General features: G+C 68.6%; 12 protein-coding genes. 4 read left to right on the top strand and 8 right to left on the bottom strand.

Going from position 1 to position 17482, the window contains the following annotated elements; all coding sequences use genetic code 11:
• Positions 1-42: 42 nt before the first annotated feature.
• A complete protein-coding gene (murJ, locus tag QWM81_RS08310; protein WP_290111056.1) occupies positions 43-2217 on the bottom strand; it encodes a murein biosynthesis integral membrane protein MurJ in 2175 nt (724 codons plus the stop codon).
• Positions 2218-2263: 46 nt separating this feature from the next.
• Positions 2264-4570, bottom strand: a complete 2307-nt coding sequence (locus QWM81_RS08305) for a DUF6049 family protein (RefSeq protein WP_290111055.1) — start codon at positions 4568-4570, stop codon at positions 2264-2266.
• 185 nt (positions 4571-4755) lie between these two features.
• Here QWM81_RS08305 and QWM81_RS08300 point away from each other — a divergent pair, with 185 nt between their 5' ends.
• Positions 4756-6222 carry a CCA tRNA nucleotidyltransferase gene (locus QWM81_RS08300; protein WP_290111053.1) on the top strand — a complete coding sequence of 489 codons (1467 nt, stop codon included), beginning with the start codon at positions 4756-4758 and terminating at the stop codon, positions 6220-6222.
• A 103-nt stretch (positions 6223-6325) separates the two neighbouring features.
• Here the strand turns inward: QWM81_RS08300 and QWM81_RS08295 are convergent, their stop codons facing one another.
• From QWM81_RS08295 to QWM81_RS08285, 3 genes are all read right to left on the bottom strand, one after another.
• On the bottom strand, positions 6326-7594 hold the full coding sequence (locus tag QWM81_RS08295; protein ID WP_290111052.1) for an MFS transporter: 1269 nt from the start codon (positions 7592-7594) through the stop codon (positions 6326-6328).
• Between the two features lie 74 nt (positions 7595-7668).
• Complete coding sequence (locus QWM81_RS08290; RefSeq protein ID WP_290111051.1) at positions 7669-8751, bottom strand: inositol-3-phosphate synthase; 1083 nt, start codon at positions 8749-8751, stop codon at positions 7669-7671.
• 49 nt (positions 8752-8800) lie between these two features.
• On the bottom strand, positions 8801-9511 hold the full coding sequence (locus tag QWM81_RS08285) for a PadR family transcriptional regulator (RefSeq protein ID WP_290111049.1): 711 nt from the start codon (positions 9509-9511) through the stop codon (positions 8801-8803).
• 361 nt (positions 9512-9872) lie between these two features.
• Between QWM81_RS08285 and QWM81_RS08280 the strand changes: the two genes are divergently transcribed.
• Positions 9873-12605, top strand: coding sequence for a transglycosylase domain-containing protein (locus tag QWM81_RS08280; protein WP_290111048.1), 2733 nt, complete (start codon positions 9873-9875; stop codon positions 12603-12605).
• A 145-nt stretch (positions 12606-12750) separates the two neighbouring features.
• Positions 12751-14247, top strand: coding sequence for a glycosyltransferase family 87 protein (locus tag QWM81_RS08275; RefSeq protein WP_290111047.1), 1497 nt, complete (start codon positions 12751-12753; stop codon positions 14245-14247).
• Positions 14248-14277: 30 nt separating this feature from the next.
• On the opposite strand, the gene QWM81_RS08270 is transcribed toward QWM81_RS08275, so the two are convergent.
• The 3 genes from QWM81_RS08270 to QWM81_RS08260 all read right to left on the bottom strand — a co-directional run bounded on the left by QWM81_RS08270 (position 14278) and on the right by QWM81_RS08260 (position 16931).
• Positions 14278-15309, bottom strand: a complete 1032-nt coding sequence (locus QWM81_RS08270) for an alanine racemase (RefSeq protein ID WP_290111046.1) — start codon at positions 15307-15309, stop codon at positions 14278-14280.
• A 79-nt stretch (positions 15310-15388) separates the two neighbouring features.
• A complete protein-coding gene (locus QWM81_RS08265) occupies positions 15389-16507 on the bottom strand; it encodes a lipid II:glycine glycyltransferase FemX (protein WP_290111045.1) in 1119 nt (372 codons plus the stop codon).
• A 109-nt stretch (positions 16508-16616) separates the two neighbouring features.
• Positions 16617-16931: a hypothetical protein gene (locus QWM81_RS08260; RefSeq protein ID WP_290111044.1), complete on the bottom strand. Its 315-nt coding sequence runs from the start codon at positions 16929-16931 to the stop codon at positions 16617-16619.
• Between the two features lie 271 nt (positions 16932-17202).
• Here QWM81_RS08260 and rpsF point away from each other — a divergent pair.
• The coding region (rpsF, locus tag QWM81_RS08255) for a 30S ribosomal protein S6 (RefSeq protein ID WP_290111043.1) at positions 17203-17482 on the top strand (280 nt) is incomplete at its 3' end.

Below are 17482 nucleotides of genomic sequence, written 5' to 3'. Positions count from 1 at the left end.
GACACGCGGCTGCCCACGATGGTTGTGCGAGGCCCACGCCGACTAGCGTCCGAGACGGCCGCGAACCATGCCGACCATGGCGTTGAGCTCCTCGATCCGCATCTTGCGCGCCCCGACGTAGAAGGTCCCCAGCAGCACGATGCCGCCGCCGATCAGCGCCACGAGCGAGCCCAGGGCGCCCCCGTCCAGCACGTGGAGGAGGCCGAAGCCCGCAGCGCCGCCGAGGACGGCCGCGGGAACGGAGGCCATGCACAGCCGGGCGTAGGTGCGTACGACGTGTGCGCCGTCCAGGTCGCCGCCCAACCGGTTGCGCAGCCGCCTCCAGGCGACGCCGACACCGACGGCGTACGCGAGGCCGTAGGAGGCGGCCATGCCGGTGACGGCCCACTCGGCCGGCAGCAGGATGTAGCACGCGGCGGACGCCGCCGCGTTGACGGCGGCCACGATGACCGTGTTGTAGAAGGGCGTGCGGGTGTCCTCGTACGCGTAGAAACCGCGCAGCACGACGTACTGCACCGAGTAGGGGATCAGGCCGAGGCCGAACGCCATCAGCATGAAGCCCATGCCCCGGGCGGCCTCCGGGCCGCTGGAGGCGTACAGCAGGGTGCACATCGGGACGCCGAGCGCCAGGAAGGTGAAGGCGACGGGGACGATGGCGACGGCCGAGTTGCGCAGGCCCTGCGAGATGTCGTCGCGGACGGCGCCCGGGTCGTTGTCGTGCGCGGCGCGGGAGATGCGCGGCAGCAGCGCGGCCATGACCGAGACGGTGATGATGGCCTGCGGCATGCCCCAGATGAGCTGGGCGTTGGAGTACGCAAGGAAGCCGGCGCCGTCCTTGCCGGAGGCCTTGCCGGCCGCCGTGGCGAGCTGGGTGACGACGACGACGCCGGCCTGGTTGGCGAGGACGAACAGGACGGTCCACTTGGCCAGCTTGACCGTCTTGCCCAGGCCGTGGCCCTTCCAGTCGAACCGCGGACGGAAACGGAAGCCCGCCTCGCGCAGGTACGGAATCATCGCCAGCGCCTGGACCACCAGGCCCAGCAGGGTGCCGATGCCGAGCAGCCGGATGCCCTCGTCCGGGATGGTCGTGACGCCCATGTTCGATTCGCCGGAAGCGCCGTAGACCCAGATGAACATGCCGAACGTGAAGATCACGACGACGTTGTTCAGGACCGGGGTCCACATCATCGCGCCGAACCGGCCACGGGCGTTCAGGATCTGCCCCATGACCACATGGACGCCCATGAAGAAGATCGTGGGCAGGCAGAAGCGCGCGAAGGTGACGGCGACGCTGTTGGCGGCCGCGTCATCCGCGATCGTGCCCGACATCGCGCGGATCAGCAGCGGTGCCCCGAACACGGCGATGGTGACGATCACGCCCAGCGCGACCATCACCAGGGTCAGCAGCCGGTTGGCGTACGCCTCGCCGCCGTCCTCGTCGTCCTTCATGGAGCGGACGAGCTGCGGCACGAAGACCGAGTTCAGGCCGCCGCCGACGGTCAGGATGTAGATCATCGTCGGGAGGGTGGCCGCGACGGTGTAGGTGTCACCGAGCAGCGCGGCACCCAGCGCGCCGGTGATCACCAGGCTGCGTACGAAGCCGGTGAGCCGGGACACGAGTGTGCCGGCCGCCATCACGGCACTCGACTTCAGCACACCCGAGGCACGGCCGCCGGACTTCTTGGGGACCGACGCCGCCACGGGAGCGGGCTCCGGCTCCTGGGTGGCGGGCGGCTGCCCGTGGCCCTGCTGGTCGCGGTAGAGGTGCGCGAACGCGTCCGGCTCGGGCTGTTCCTCGGCGGCGTGGGTGACGAGGTCGTCGACACCGGTGAACTGAACGGTCCTGGCGTCGTCCCCGTAGGGGAGGTGGCGCGAGGGGCCGTCGGGCTCGGGCGGCGGGGTCTGGGCCCAGATGCGCGGGTCCGGGGCGTACTGCGGAGCGGCGGGCTGCTGGTAGAGCGGCTGCGGCTCTTCGTAGGTGCCGGGCGGGGGCGGAGGGTGCGCGGCGCGGTCGTAGAGCGCCTCGCCCACCGGGTCCTGGGCGGAGATGTCCTGGGCCTCGTACGGATCCTGCTCGTAGGCGTGCTGGACGTACGGATCGGGGGTGGGCGGCGCTGCGGGTGGCGGGACGTGACCTGCCGCGGGGGGCGTCGCGCCGGAAGGCGCGCTGCCGCCGCCCGCGCCTTGGCCGCGGTCACCGTCGTACGGCGCGTTCATGGTTTACCCCACCTCATCGTCCCCGGCCGACCGGCCACGACATCGCTCAACGGTCCACTTTCTCACCCTGGCCCGACGGGTCGGCGCTTTGCCGTCCGGTGTCCGGTGTCAGGTCACTCGGCTGCTCCGGATCGTCGCTCGCCTCCGGGGCGGTCTCCGTGTCGGCCTCCGCCTCGGTCTCGCGCTCCGCGGCACGCTTGCGCTGGGTGTACATCCTGATGCCGGCGAGCGCGAGCAGCAGGAAGCCGCCGGCGATCACCAGCATCACCGTGGGGGTGATCTCGGAGACCTTGACCGTGAAGTTCATGGGCTTGCCGTACGGCCTGCCGTCCTCGGTGTACAGCTGCGCCGTCATCGGGACCGGGCCGTTGGCGTTGGCGGAGGCGGTGAACTTCACCGACTGGCTGTGGCCGCCGTCGATCCTGACAGGCTGCTCGGCGACGGGGCTGTCCCCGTTCAGCTTCAGACGCGTCGGTTTCGTGGACGTCAGCCGCAGCACCAGGTGATCGACGCCCTGCAGCAGCTGATTCTGCACCGTGACCGGGATGGTCGCGCTGCGTCCCGAGAGCGTCAGGTCGGACTTCTCGATCAGTTGCACCTCGGTGGTGAGGTCCTTCAGATGCGCGAGCACTCCCTGCCGATAGGTCGTGGCCGGCTGGGAGCGGCCGCGCCAGGACGTCGACATCTCCCGGTTGATCGCGTTGCCGAAGGGGGTCACGACCCGGTACGCCGCGGTGAGGATGACCTTGAAGTTGTCCAGGGTCTCCTGCGTGGTCCGCATGTCGTGGAACGCCTGGACGGGCAGTTCCCGCTTGCGCAGCTTCGCCGGGTACGCGCGGGCGCGCGGCACCTGTGTCGTGGCACGGTCGTCGGGCTCGGCCGCCGCCGCGGCGATCAGGTCACTGGGCTGTGTCCAGCGCTGCGCCGACAGGGCGCGCAGCGCGCTCGCCATCGACTGGGCCTGCGCGGTGGTCGGCATGCGCTGGGGAGCAATCACGATGCTGCGCAGTTTGCTCGGCTGCTGCTGGGTGACAGCCAGCGTGTGCGCCAGGAACTGCTGGACGGCCAGGGTCGAGTCACCGGCCCCCGTCATGTCGCCCTGGAAGGCGGTGGACAAGGACGCGTCACTGACGACGGCGGTCGTGCCGCCGCCGATGGGCCGCGCCGCGTTGGGCGTGTAGGGCAGCTCGTCACGGACGCTGTCGCTGCGGGCGATCACCTTGTCGGCGCCGGCAGAGGTGGCGATGTCGACGATCGACGGATCGATCGCCCCGTCCACCGGCCAGGCGAAGTCGACGGACGGTTTCACATGGAGGATGGTTTCGACCGTGGTCTCGGCGACCTCGGTGGCCGGCTGGAGGTGGCTGAGCGAACCGGAGACGTGCTTGCCGCGGTGGGCGAGCGACGCCAGGTCGGGGTCCGCGTACGGCAGGGCGATCACCTTGCGGCCCTGCACCGCCTTGTCCAGAGCGCTCAGCCACTGCCTCGCCACCGCCTGGTTCTTGCCGGTGACCCGCTCCGTACCGTCCTTCACCTGGTAGTTCCGGGTCATCGCGTCGACGGTGGCGAGCAGGTCCGGGTCGACGACCCAGGTGACGGGAAGCTCGGCTCCCAGCGCGACGAGCTGCTCCAGCCGCCCGCCGGGGGCGAGCTCCGCGGCCAGGGCGTCATCCTCGAACACCGGGGTCTGCTGATCGTCCGAGCCGGTCTCCGCGGACAGATGCGTCGAGGAGATCAGCGGCCAGAGATAGGTGACCTGCGTCTTCTTCTCGGTCGCCTCGGGCTGCCACGGCAGGAAGGTCCGTTCAATGCCCAGTACCTGGGTGTACGGGTTGCTGGGTGTCCGTCCCGACAGGGAGACCCCGAGCTGGTAGACGCCGTCGTCGTCGAGGCTCAGCTTCTCGACGGGCACGGCGATGCTGAAGTCCTCGCTGATTCCAGCGGCCAGCTTCGGGATCTTGGCGGTGTACGTACCGCCCAGCGCCGCGCCGTCATTGCCCGGGGCGAAGCCGGTGCGCTTGGACGCCGCATCGATCTCCCCCCGGCTGGACAGCCGTGACCCGACACGTACGTCGACCTGCGCCGCGCTGATCGTTTCCTTGCCCTCATTGGTCACCGTGCCGCTGATCGTGAGGGTGTCCCCCTCCACCGGCGCGGCGGGCGTGAGCGTGTCCAGGGACACATCGACGGAGCGGGCCCCGGCCGCCTTCTCCGCCGCCTGCGCGGGAGAGGCCGAGGGAACGTGGAGCAGGCCCGCCAGGAGCGGCACACCGGCGATGACGGAGGCCGTACGCCGTAGCCACCGCCGGGCAGGAGAGGGACTCGTGCCCTGGAAGTCTGCCGCCTCGGCCACGCGCTCGCCCGTCCCTCGTCGTCTGTTGCCGTTGGTGGTTCGTCGGTTTCTGCGTCCACGCATGGTAACGAGGCGCGCCCGGGCTAAGTGCCGCGGACTGCTCCACATGATCGGAGGAACGGGGGGCGCGGGCCACCTGAAAACCGGGACGCTGCGCCGGGTCGGGGCACGTACCCTTTTCTGTTGTGCCGAACGCCAATGAAGACAACCCGACTGCACTGAGCCAGGTGCAACGCCGCGCGGTCAGTGAACTACTGCGCGTGTCCCCCGTCGCCGATGATCTCGCCCGCCGGTTCCAGGAGGCAGGGTTCAGCCTCGCCCTCGTCGGTGGCTCGGTACGGGACGCGCTGCTCGGCCGGCTCGGCAATGACCTGGACTTCACCACCGACGCCCGCCCCGAGGACGTTCTGAAGATCGTCCGGCCGTGGGCGGACTCGGTGTGGGACGTCGGCATCGCCTTTGGCACCGTGGGTTCTCAGAAGGCCGCCCGTGTGGGAGACGCTGATCAGGTCTTTCAGATCGAGATCACGACGTACCGCTCCGAGGCCTACGACAGGACCTCGCGCAAGCCGGAAGTCTCCTATGGCGACTCCATCGAGGAGGACCTGGTCCGCCGTGACTTCACGGTCAACGCGATGGCCGTCGCACTGCCGGAGAAGGAGTTCATCGACCCCCACGGCGGTCTTGAGGACCTCGCCGAGCGGGTCCTGCGGACCCCCGGCACGCCGGAGGAGTCCTTCTCCGACGACCCGCTGCGCATGATGCGCGCCGCCCGGTTCGCCGCGCAGCTCGGCTTCGAGGTCGCCCCCGAGGTCGTGGACGCGATGAAGCGGATGGCCGAGCGGATCGACATCGTCTCCGCGGAGCGGGTGCGCGACGAACTCAACAAGCTGATCCTCTCCGCGCACCCGCGCAAGGGGCTGGGGCTGCTGGTCGACACCGGTCTTGCCCAGCGCGTGCTGCCCGAGCTTCCCGCGCTCCGGCTGGAGAGCGATGAGCACCACCGGCACAAGGACGTCTACGAGCACTCGCTGACCGTCCTGGAGCAGGCCATCGACCTCGAAGAGGACGGCCCGGACCTGGTCCTGCGGCTGGCCGCGCTGCTCCATGACATCGGCAAGCCGCGTACACGGCGCTTCGAGCCGGACGGGCGCGTCTCCTTCCACCACCACGAGGTGGTGGGCGCGAAGATGACCAAGAAGCGCCTGACCGCCCTCAAGTACTCCAACGAGATCGTCAAGGACGTGGCGCGCCTGGTGGAGCTGCACCTGCGCTTCCACGGCTACGGCACGGGCGAATGGACGGACTCTGCCGTACGCCGCTATGTACGCGACGCCGGCCCTCTGCTGACGCGCCTGCACAAGCTGACCCGCTCCGACTGCACAACGCGGAACAAGCGCAAGGCGAGCACCCTGTCACGCGCCTACGACGGGCTGGAAGAGCGCATCGCACAGCTCCAGGAGAAGGAGGAGCTGGACGCGATCCGGCCCGACCTCGACGGCAACCAGATCCAGGAAGTCCTCGGGATCCGCCCGGGACCGGCGGTCGGGCAGGCGTACAAGTTCCTGCTGGAGCTACGACTGGAGAACGGGCCGATGGAGTACGACGACGCCGTCGCGGCTCTCAAGGAGTGGTGGGCCACCCAGGGCTGACCGCGACCGGGAGCGTGTGTTTCACGTGAAACATGACTCGCGACGGAAGCGCGATGGGGCGATGTTTCACGTGAAACATCGCCCCATCGCCGCGTTCGTACCTCTATGGCAAAGCCTTCGTGCGCGTCCAGCGCAGCAGCAGGACGGCTACGCCCGCATAGAGGACGGCGACCATCCCTACCAGCGGAACCGACCGGCCGTCCGGGGGAAGCATCAGCGCGGCGACGCCGGCAGCGGCGACGAAAGCCGCGTTGTACAAGACGTCATAGAGCGAGAAGACCCGGCCTCGGTAGGAGTCGTCCACCGACGTCTGAACCACCGTGTCCGTGGCGATCTTTGTGCCCTGGGTGGTGAGGCCGAGCACAAAGGCGGCGACAAGGATCGGTACGGGAGCGAAGGGCAGCCCCAGTGATGGTTCCAGTACGGCCGCAGATGCCGCGCACGCCACCATCCAGCCGCCCTGCCCCAGCCGCTGGACCGCCCACGGCGAGAGGACCGCGGCGGCGAAGAACCCCGCCCCGGAGATGCCAACGGCCAGCCCGAGGAACGCCAGGCCCTCCTTCTCCGTGGAGCTCCAGGCGTACCGGCTCAGCATCAGCACCATCACGGTGAGCGCCCCGTAGCAGAAGCGCATCGCGGTCATCGCGGTGAGCGCCCGGGCCGCCGCCCGCCGCTCGGCGAGATGGCGCAGCCCGCTCAGCAGCCCACGGGCCGTTGAGACCAGGGCGGCCCCCAGCCGCGGCTGCACCACCTCCGGGTCGGGCCCGAGGAGGCCGCGCGCCATCCGCAGCGAGGCGAGCGCGGAGCAGAGGTAGAGCGCCGCACCCAGCAGTACCACCGCCGCGTCGGAATCGGCGACCACGAGGCGTACGGCGAAGGCCAGTCCGCCGCCGGCGGTCGCGGCGAGGGTCCCGGCGGTGGGCGACAGGGAGTTGGCGACCACGAGCCGGTCCGCGTCGACGACACGGGGCAGCGCTGCGGACAGCCCTGCCAGGACGAACCGGTTGACGGCCGTGACGGAGAGAGCGGAGGCGTAGAAGAGCCAGTCCGGCACGGAGGCGAGGATCAGGATCGCTGTGCCGGCGGCGAGCAGGGCCCGCAGGAGATTCCCGTACAGGAAGACCTGGCGGCGCTGCCAGCGGTCCAGCAGGACACCCGCGAACGGGCCGACGGCCGAGTACGGCAGCAGCAACACCGCCATGGCGGAGGCGATCGCGGCCGGCGAGGCCTGTTTCTCGGGGGAGAAGACGACGTACGTGGCGAGCGCGACCTGATAGACCCCGTCGGCGCACTGGGAGAGCAGTCGTACAGCGAGCAGGCGGCGGAAGTTCGTCAGGCGCAGGAGTACGCGCAGATCACGTACGACAGGCATGGCAGCAAGGGTCACATACGTCGAAGGCCCCCGGGCAGACGCCACGGGGACCTTCGACAGGGTGGGGCAGAGCCTTAGCGCTCGACCTCGCCCCTGATGAACTTCTCGACGTTCTCACGGGCCTGGTCGTCGAAGAACTGGACCGGCGGGGACTTCATGAAGTACGAGGACGCGGAGAGGATCGGGCCACCGATGCCGCGGTCCTTGGCGATCTTCGCGGCGCGCAGGGCGTCGATGATGACACCCGCCGAGTTCGGGGAGTCCCAGACCTCGAGCTTGTACTCCAGGTTCAGCGGGACGTCACCGAAGGCGCGGCCCTCGAGGCGGACGTACGCCCACTTGCGGTCGTCCAGCCAGGCCACGTAGTCGGAGGGGCCGATGTGGACGTTGTTCTCGCCCATGTCCCGGTCGGGGATCTGGGAGGTCACGGCCTGCGTCTTGGAGATCTTCTTGGACTCCAGACGCTCGCGCTCGAGCATGTTCTTGAAGTCCATGTTGCCGCCGACGTTCAGCTGCATCGTGCGGTCCAGGATGACGCCCCGGTCCTCGAACAGCTTCGCCATGACGCGGTGCGTGATGGTGGCGCCGACCTGGGACTTGATGTCGTCACCGACGATCGGGACACCGGCCTCGGTGAACTTGTCCGCCCACTCCTTGGTGCCGGCGATGAAGACCGGGAGGGCGTTGACGAAGGCCACCTTGGCGTCGATGGCGCACTGGGCGTAGAACTTCGCCGCGTCCTCGGAGCCGACCGGCAGGTAGCAGACGAGCACGTCGACCTGCTTGTCCTTGAGGACCTGCACCACGTCGACCGGGGTCTCGGCGGACTCCTCGATGGTCTGGCGGTAGTACTTGCCGAGGCCGTCCAGGGTGTGGCCGCGCTGGACGGTCACGCCCGTCGACGGTACGTCGCAGATCTTGATGGTGTTGTTCTCGCTGGCGCCGATGGCGTCCGCGAGGTCCAGGCCGACCTTCTTCGCGTCCACGTCGAAGGCGGCCACGAACTCGACGTCCCGGACGTGGTAGTCGCCGAACTGCACGTGCATCAGACCCGGCACCTTGGCGGCCGGGTCGGCGTCCTTGTAGTACTCGACGCCCTGCACCAGCGAGGCGGCGCAGTTGCCCACGCCGACGATGGCTACGCGAACCGAACCCATTCCGGTTGCTCCCTGTGTTGATCTTCGAAACCCTGCAGGTCGCAGGGCCTCACTTGGCGGTGTCGTCGGACGGATCCGGCCGGGTGCTGCCCCCGTGCCGGGGCAGGCCGCCCGTCTCTCCAGATGTGTGGTCCTGCTGAGCGGAGCCCTCGGGGGCCTCATCGGCCTTCGGGGCCTCGGGGCCGGATCGTCGCTGATCCCGCCCCGCCCGCTCGCTCTCGATGAGCTCGTTCAGCCAGCGCACCTCGCGCTCCACGGACTCCATGCCGTGCCGCTGCAGCTCAAGCGTGTAGTCGTCCAGGCGCTCGCGCGTCCGGGCCAGGGAGGCGCGCATCTTCTCCAGGCGCTCCTCCAGGCGGCTGCGCCGGCCTTCCAGCACTCGCATCCGCACCTCGCGCTCGGTCTGGCCGAAGAAGGCGAAACGGGCGGCGAAGTGCTCGTCCTCCCAGGAATCCGGGCCGGTGTGGGACAGGAGCTCCTCGAAGTGCTCCTTACCTTCCGCCGTCAGCCGGTAGACGATCTTGGCGCGGCGCCCCGCGAGCGAGGCGGCGAGGGCGTCCTCGGGGGCGCTGCCCGGTTCCTCGACCAACCAGCCGTTTGCGACCAGCGTTTTGAGGCAGGGGTACAGGGTCCCGTAACTGAAGGCCCGGAAGATCCCCAGCGAAGTGTTGAGCCGCTTACGCAGCTCGTATCCGTGCATCGGAGCTTCGCGGAGCAGGCCGAGGACGGCGAACTCGAGGATGCCGGAGCGTCTGCTCATCCCTCTCCTCCTCCACCGTCGCCGTTGCCTATGCCGTGCTGATGTATCGAGTCGATACATCCCGACGATAGAACGGCCCGTCAGTCCCGACAAGGGGGGCTAGGGTGAGCGGCGTCACATACTCAATTCGCAGTAAACGACTTGCCTGATTTGGGATGAACTTCGGTCCTCGGTGGTTTTTGACCGTGCGTAGTCTGTGCGGCATGCACATCAGTGGGAACCACGCGACGCCCGACGGCGTCCTCGTCCTGAGTGCATGGCGGATGAGCCCGAGCCAGGGCTGGTCCGTATCCATTTCGGGGGGACCGGAACTCAGCTGCCGCTTCCAGGCGTACTCGCCTGCCCGAGGAGTAGTCGTTCGATGAGCGAGCACCGTCGCAAACCGCCGCAGCCGCAGGGTGGCGGACGTGCCGCGGCCAGGCGAGCCGCCCAGCAGCCCTCAGGCCGCCGGGCGGCTCAGGCACGAGGAACCAGTGCAGGATCTCCCTCCGAGTCGTACGGCGGCGAGGAGCGTGTGTACGGCGGCCGCGCCGAGGCCCGTCGAGCCGCCCAGCGCGGTGGCGGACGCCGGCGCGGGGCTGAGGGCCCCGGGGGCGGCCGCCGGGGCGGCGGCTACAACGGTGGCCCCGGCGGCCGCGGTGCTCGCCCGGGCAAGCAGCGCTTGATCGACTACCCGCGGTACGACAAGTACGGGTGGCGCCGCTGGGTGCCGTCCTGGAAGCTCGCCACGGGGTTGTTCCTCGGGTTCATGGCCTCGCTGATGGGCGCGGCGACGATCGCGTACGCCATGGTCGAGCTGCCGGACCAGGCCAAGGCGGCCAAGGCGGAGAACAACGTCTACTACTGGGAAGACGGCACGCAGATGGCCGCCACCGGTGGTGAGGTCAACCGGCAGATCCTGGACATCAAGCAGATTCCCCAGGACATGCAGGACGCCGTCATCTCGGCCGAGAACAAGACGTTCGAGACCGACAAGGGCATCGACCCCATGGGCATCGGGCGTGCCGTGTTCAACATGGCGATGGGTGAGCAGACCCAGGGTGGTTCCACCATCACCCAGCAGTTCGTGAAGAACGCCATGCTGGAGGACCAGAGCCAGACCGTGAGCCGGAAGCTCAAGGAGCTCTTCATCTCCATGAAGGCCGGCACGGAGATGGAGAAGTCCGAGGTCATGGCGGGCTATCTGAACACCTCCTACTACGGGCGCGGCGCCTATGGCATCCAGGCCGCGGCGCGCACGTACTACGAGAAGGACGCCGAGAAACTCAACGCCAGCGAGTGCGCGTTCCTCGCGGCGTTGCTGAAGGGCGCCACCTACTACGACCCCGCGGGCGCGACGGAGATCGACCCCAGGGCCACGCAGGCGGCGAACACGGCGGCGGCCACCCTGCGGTGGAAGTGGATCCTCGACGAGATGGTCAAGGACAAGCGCCTCGACGCCTCGGAGCGGGCCAAGTACACCAAGTTCCCGATGCCCAGGCCGCCGAAGAAGGAGGCGCGGCTCGGCGGCCAGATCGGTTACCTGGTGGACCTGGCCAAGGCGTACTTCATCAACAACAACGAGCAGGGCATCACGGCCAAGAAGCTCAGCCAGGGCGGCTACGAGATCTACACGACCTTCGACAAGGACAAGGTCAACGACCTTCAGGAAGCGGTCAAGAAGGTCGAGAGCGCCAACATCGACCCCGCAAAGCGGCCGGAGACCGACACCCACGTCCAGTTCGGCGGGGCCTCGGTGGACCCCAAGACCGGCGCGATCGTCGCCATCTACGGCGGCTCCGACGCCACCAAGCACTTCACCAACAACGCCGACCAGACCGGTGCCCAGGTCGGTTCGACGTTCAAGCCGTTCGTGCTGGCCGCCGCGATGGATCAGGGCGTACGAGACCCCCGGGGCGAGCCCGTGCAGGGGCCCGATCAGCGCAGGCAGATCGATCCCGACAAGACGTTCTACAGCGGCAAGAACAAGCTCAAGATCAAGAAGTACGACGGCAGCGTCTGGCATGACGAGAACGGCAAGGAGTGGCTCCAGGTCAACGACGGCGACAAGGACTACGGGGACATCAACCTCCGCGAGGCGATGATCCACTCGGCCAACTCGCCCTTCGTCCAGCTGGGCATGGACGTCGGCATCGAGGAGGTCAGGCAGGCGGCGATCTCCGCCGGCCTGCGCAAGGAGAGCCTCGTCGGGGCGAATGTGCCGTCCTTCTCGATCGGTATCTCGGACCCCAGTGCCATCCGTATGGCAGGCGCCTACGCGACCTTCGCCGCCAATGGCGAGCAGCGCGATCCGTACTCGGTGAAGCTGGTCAAGAGGCGTGGCGAGGTCATCTACGAGCACGAGGTCAAGACCAGGCGGGCCTTCTCCACCGCGATCGCCAGCAATGTCACGGACGTGCTGAGGGACGTCGTGGAACACCCCGAGGGCACGGGCAACAACGCGGCCATCCCGGGCCGTCAGGTCGCCGGTAAGACGGGTACGACGGACGGCAACAAGTCCGCCTGGTTCGTCGGCTACACGCCGCAGCTGGCCACGGCCATCGACATGTACCGAATGGACGACAACGCGGCGAACAAGAACCGTCAGTTCCTGAAGATGTTCGGCACGGGCGGTCAGAAGAAGATCCACGGTTCGTCGTTCCCGTCCGAGATCTGGCAGAAGTACATGTCGACGACGCTCAAGGGCGAGAAGGTCATTCCGTTCCCGGAGCCCGAGAAGCTGGACGCCGACTCCGTGTACGGCGGCGGCGCCGCGAGCCCGGAGCCCACGCCGTCGGACACGCCCTCGCAGACGCCGTCCCAGACGCCGTCCCAGACCCCGTCGCAGACGCCGTCGCAGTCGCCGAGCCCGGCTCCGGAGCCCTCGTGCGGCCCGTTCGACTGGGACTGCAACACCGACACCGGCGGCCAGAACGCCGGCCAGGACGGCGGCACCGACACCGGCGGAACCGATACGGGCGGTATGGACGAGGGCGCCACGACCGGCGACGTCACCACCACCCCGTCCCCGCCCACCGGGGGCAATGCCAACGGGGGCAACGGCAACGGTGGCGCCGGCGGCAACGGAGGCTGGTTCGGCGGAACGGAGGGCTAGCGCCCGGCGCCGCCACACCGAAAGGCCGATACGCCTGAGGGCCGTCGCACCCATACGTACGTCTGTTGCGTACGGCTGGTGCGACGGCCCTCGGCGTTATCCACAGGCCGCACGGGTCCACAGTCCCGTACGGCAGGATGTCCCCATGCCGAGCCCACAGAAGACGACGAGCGCGCACGAGTACGGGCCCGTCGTGCCCCCGACCCGGCGCGACGAGGTCGCAGCCGCGGGCAGTGAGCTGATCGGGGGACCCATCGGCCGCTGGGCGCGGCCCGGCGGCAGCGCGCTCACGCCCGTACGGGTCGTCGCCCTCGTCGCGATCGGGATGTTCGCGCTCGGCATGGTGCAGAAGCTGCCCTGTTACAACTGGGCGTGGTTCCGTGGCACCAGCTCGCAGTACACCCACGCCTGCTACTCCGACATTCCGCACCTGTTCATCGGGCGCGGCTTCGCCGACGGGCTGATCCCGTACTTCGACCGGCTCAGCGGGGACATGGAGTACCTCGAATACCCGGTGCTGACCGGGTTGTTCATGCAGGTCGCCTCCTGGCTGTCGTCGCCCTTCGACGGCGGCATGCAGTATCGCGAGCAGATGTACTGGATGGTCAACGCGGGCATGCTGATGGTCTGCACCGTCGTCCTCGTCGTCTGCGTCGCTCGTACGCACCGGCGCCGCCCCTGGGACGCCCTGCTGGTCGCCCTGGCGCCCGCGCTCGCGCTGACCGCGACCATCAACTGGGACCTGCTCGCCGTCGCCCTGACCGCAGCCGCCATGCTGATGTGGTCGCGTGGCCGGGCCCTGGCCTTCGGGCTCCTCCTGGGGCTCGCCACAGCCGCCAAGCTCTACCCCGTGCTGCTGCTGGGCCCACTGCTGGTGCTGTGCTGGCGGGCCTGGAAGTGGCGGGCGTTCGGGACGGCGCTGCTGGGCACGGCCGGTTCCTGGCTCGTGGTGAACGTGCCGGTGATGCTGCTGGCGCCGGAGGGGTGGAAGAAGTTCTACACGTTCAGCCAGGAGAGGTCCGTGGACTTCGGGTCCTTCTGGCTGATCATCACGCAGCGCACCGGCGAGAACATCGAGGTCAGCGCGGTCAACACATACGCCATCCTGCTGATGCTGATCGCCTGTGCCGGTATCGCGGCCCTGGGTCTCATGGCGCCGCGGCGGCCGCGGTTCGCGCAGCTCGCGTTCCTGGTGGTGGCCGCGTTCATCCTCACCAACAAGGTCTACTCACCGCAGTACGTCCTGTGGCTCATCCCGCTCGCCGCCCTCGCCCGCCCCCGCTGGCGGGACTTCCTGATCTGGCAGGGCTGCGAGGTCATGTACTTCCTCGGGATCTGGATGTATCTGGCGTACACCACGAGCGGCAACAAGCAGGGGCTGCCGACGGAGGGATACCAGTTCGCGATCGCCCTGCACCTGGCCGGAACGCTGTTCCTGTGCGCCATGATCGTGTGGGACGCGCTGCTGCCCGAGCGGGACGTCGTACGGCGCGATGGGATGGACGACCCGTCCGGAGGCGTGCTGGACGGCGCCAAGGACGTCTTCGTCGTGGGGCAGGCCGCGCACCCGCCCCAGCACGCCGCTCACACGGCCCAGCGGCCGCGTGTGGAGTGGGGCGCCGCTGGGGCGCCCCGGGAGTGACCCCGTGCCCTGAAGGGCCTTGAGCGACCCTTAGCGCTCGACCAGACGGTCGAACTGGGTCGTGGTGTGCCGCAGGTGGGCGACCAGCTCGTCGCCGACCCTCGGCTCCTGGGCGTCGGAGGGAACGAACAGGATCGACACCTGCATGTGCGGCGGCTCGGCGAACCAGCGCTGCTTGCCCGCCCATACGAACGGCGAAAGGTTCCGGTTCACCGTCGCCAGGCCCGCGCGGGCCACGCCCTTGGCGCGAGGCATCACGCCGTGCATGGCCTTCGGGGCCTCCAGGCCGACCCCGTGGGACGTGCCGCCGGCGACGACGACCAGCCAGCCGTCCGATGCCGCCTTCTGCTGGCGGTAGCCGAAACGGTCACCCTTGGAGACGCGTGTGACGTCCAGGACCGCGCCCCGGTACTGGGTCGCCTCGTGGTCGCCGAGCCACAGCCGCGTACCGATCCGCGCCCGGAACCGGGTCTGGGGGAACTGCTGCTGGAGCCGGGCCTGCTCCTCGGCCCGCAGATGACTGACGAACATGGTGTGCAGCGGCAGCCGGGCGGCGCGCAGCCGGTCCATCCAGCCGATGACCTCCTCGACGGCGTCGGTGCCATCCGTGCGGTCCAGCGGGAGGTGCAGCGCGAAGCCCTCCAGACGTACGTCCTCGATGGCGGCGTGCAGCTGGCCGAGCTCCTGCTCGACGATGCCGTGCCGCTTCATCGAGCTCATGCACTCGATGACGACCCGGGCGCCGACGAGGGCGTGCACGCCGTCCACGGACGACACCGAGCGGATCACCCGGTCGGGCAGCGGAACCGGTTCCTCACCCCGCCGGAACGGGGTGAGGACCAGCAGGTCGCCGCTGAACCAGTCCTTGATGCGGGCCGCCTCGTACGTCGTGCCGACGGCCAGCATGTCCGAGCCGAAGCGGGACGTCTCCTCGGCGAGCCGCTCATGACCGAAGCCGTAGCCGTTGCCCTTGCAGACCGGGACCAGGCCCGGGAACTGGTCGATCACGGACTTCTGGTGCGCCCGCCAACGAGCGGTGTCGACGTAGAGGGAGAGCGCCATGGCCGGCCCGGAACCTTTCTGGTGGCTGCGGTGTATCGAACGTATGAGGTGCTTGTTGAACCGAATGATGTCGGAACGGTCAGCGGCGCGACATGTAGATGTCGAGCGCCTTGTGCAGCAGCTTGTTCAGCGGGAAGTCCCACTCACCGATGTACTCGACGGCCTCACCGCCCGTGCCCACCTTGAACTGGATCAGGCCGAAGAGGTGGTCGGTCTCGTCGAGGGAGTCGGAGATGCCGCGCAGGTCGTAGACGGTCGCGCCCATGGCGTACGCGTCGCGCAGCATCCGCCACTGCATCGCGTTCGAGGGCCGGACCTCGCGGCCGATGTTGTCCGAGGCGCCGTAGGAGTACCAGACGTGCCCGCCGACCACGAGCATCGTGGCCGCCGACAGGTTCACGCCGTTGTGACGCGCGAAGTACAGCCGCATGCGGTTGGGGTCCTCGTTGTTCAGGACGGTCCACATGCGCTGGAAGTACGACAGCGGGCGCGGCCGGAAGCGGTCGCGGACGGCCGTGATCTCGTACAGCCGCTGCCACTCGGCCAGGTCCTCGTAGCCGCCCTGGACGACCTCGACCCCGGCCTTCTCGGCCTTCTTGATGTTGCGGCGCCACAGCTGGTTGAAGCCCTTGAGGACATCGTCCAGCGACCGGTTGGCCAGCGGCACCTGGAAGACATAGCGGGGCTGTACGTCACCGAAGCCGGCGCCGCCGTCCTCGCCCTGCTGCCAGCCCATCTTGCGCAGCCGGTCGGACACCTCGAAGGCACGCGGCTCGATGTGCGTCGCCTCGACGTCGCGCAGGCGCTTGACGTCCGGGTCCTGGATTCCGGCCTTGATGGCGGCCGCGTCCCAGCGCCGGATGACGACCGGCGGGCCCATCTTCACGGAGAAGGCGCCCTGCTCCTTGAGGTGCGCCAGCATCGGCTGCAGCCAGTCGTCGAGGTTCGGGGCGTACCAGTTGATCACCGGTCCCTCGGGAAGATACGCGAGGTACCGCTTGATCTTGGGGAGCTGGCGGTAAAGCACCAGGCCGGCGCCGACGAGTTCGCCGCTCTTGTCGAACCAGCCCAGGTTCTCCGAACGCCACTCCGTCTTCACATCAGCCCATGCGGGGACCTGGCAGTGACTCGCCGACGGCAGGCTCTGGATGTACGCCAGATGCTGCTCTCGGCTGATGGTCCTCAGGGTCAGGCTCATGCGGGGCGCTCCTCGGCAGGTGTGTCCCCATGGGTACAGGGGCTCCGGCTCTCGCGCCGAAGCCTACTGGCACCGGGGAGCGCCCCGACTGGCCGTACGCCAGGTGGGCCTAACCGAGGACGCCGCCGAAGAGGCCGCCGTGCGCCATTCCGAGACCGAAACCGATCGCCGAGGCGCCCAGGCCGATGATCAGCAGGGTGCGCTCACGTGTCGTCTCCGAGATGTACTGGCCGTAGGCGCCCGTGACGATGCCCACCAGGCCCGCCCACGAACTGATCAGGTGGAGGTTCTCGAACTGCGCCGTGATGAAGGCGAGCAGGCCCAGCACCAGGGTCACTGCCATCAGCGTGTCCTGGAGCGGATGGGGCTTGCCGTCCGTGGCGAAGAGGGACGAGGAGGGATGACGGTGGAATACCTGGGCCATGAGGCACCTCCTGGCTCTGCCGGAAGGCGGCGCATGGTAGCGCCGCACACACCCGATGTGTACAGATTGCGGCCTCTGGCCACGGGATTTCAACCGGAAGCCGGTGTGCGGGTACTCTGTACGGTCTGCACCGGTGTCTGCCCATGCCCAGAACAAGGCCCTCCTTCGCTGAGGGCGATTGTCAGTGGCGGCGGATACCGTTGCTCACGCATCACGACCCTCCTGCCACGGAACGACCGTGGCCGCTGAGTCCAAAGGAGGTGGGTTCCACATGCGTCACTACGAGGTGATGGTCATCCTCGACCCCGATCTCGAGGAGCGCGCTGTCTCCCCGCTGATCGAGAACTTCCTCTCCGTCGTCCGTGAGGGCAACGGAAAGGTGGAGAAGGTCGACACCTGGGGCCGTCGTCGTCTCGCTTACGAGATCAAGAAGAAGCCCGAGGGCATCTACTCGGTCATCGACCTGCAGGCCGAGCCTGCGGTCGTCAAGGAGCTCGACCGCCAGATGAACCTGAACGAGTCGGTCCTCCGGACCAAGGTCCTCCGTCCCG

Source organism: Streptomyces ficellus, from assembly GCF_030406405.1.
In the GTDB taxonomy this organism is placed as follows: domain Bacteria; phylum Actinomycetota; class Actinomycetes; order Streptomycetales; family Streptomycetaceae; genus Streptomyces; species Streptomyces ficellus_B.
The sequence above is the reverse complement of the archived record's forward strand: the minus strand, read 5'-3'. Positions and strand labels throughout refer to the sequence as shown.

Bases quoted from the DNA above. Each gene is read 5' to 3' on its own strand.
- murJ (WP_290111056.1), bottom strand. From the start codon at position 2,217: ATGAACGCGCCGTACGACGGTGACCGCGGCCAAGGCGCGGGCGGCGGC.
- QWM81_RS08295 (WP_290111052.1), bottom strand. From the start codon at position 7,594: ATGCCTGTCGTACGTGATCTGCGCGTACTCCTGCGCCTGACGAACTTC.
- QWM81_RS08290 (WP_290111051.1), bottom strand. From the start codon at position 8,751: ATGGGTTCGGTTCGCGTAGCCATCGTCGGCGTGGGCAACTGCGCCGCC.
- QWM81_RS08285 (WP_290111049.1), bottom strand. From the start codon at position 9,511: ATGAGCAGACGCTCCGGCATCCTCGAGTTCGCCGTCCTCGGCCTGCTC.
- QWM81_RS08280 (WP_290111048.1), top strand. From the start codon at position 9,873: ATGAGCGAGCACCGTCGCAAACCGCCGCAGCCGCAGGGTGGCGGACGT.
- QWM81_RS08275 (WP_290111047.1), top strand. From the start codon at position 12,751: ATGCCGAGCCCACAGAAGACGACGAGCGCGCACGAGTACGGGCCCGTC.
- QWM81_RS08270 (WP_290111046.1), bottom strand. From the start codon at position 15,309: ATGGCGCTCTCCCTCTACGTCGACACCGCTCGTTGGCGGGCGCACCAG.
- QWM81_RS08265 (WP_290111045.1), bottom strand. From the start codon at position 16,507: ATGAGCCTGACCCTGAGGACCATCAGCCGAGAGCAGCATCTGGCGTAC.
- QWM81_RS08260 (WP_290111044.1), bottom strand. From the start codon at position 16,931: ATGGCCCAGGTATTCCACCGTCATCCCTCCTCGTCCCTCTTCGCCACG.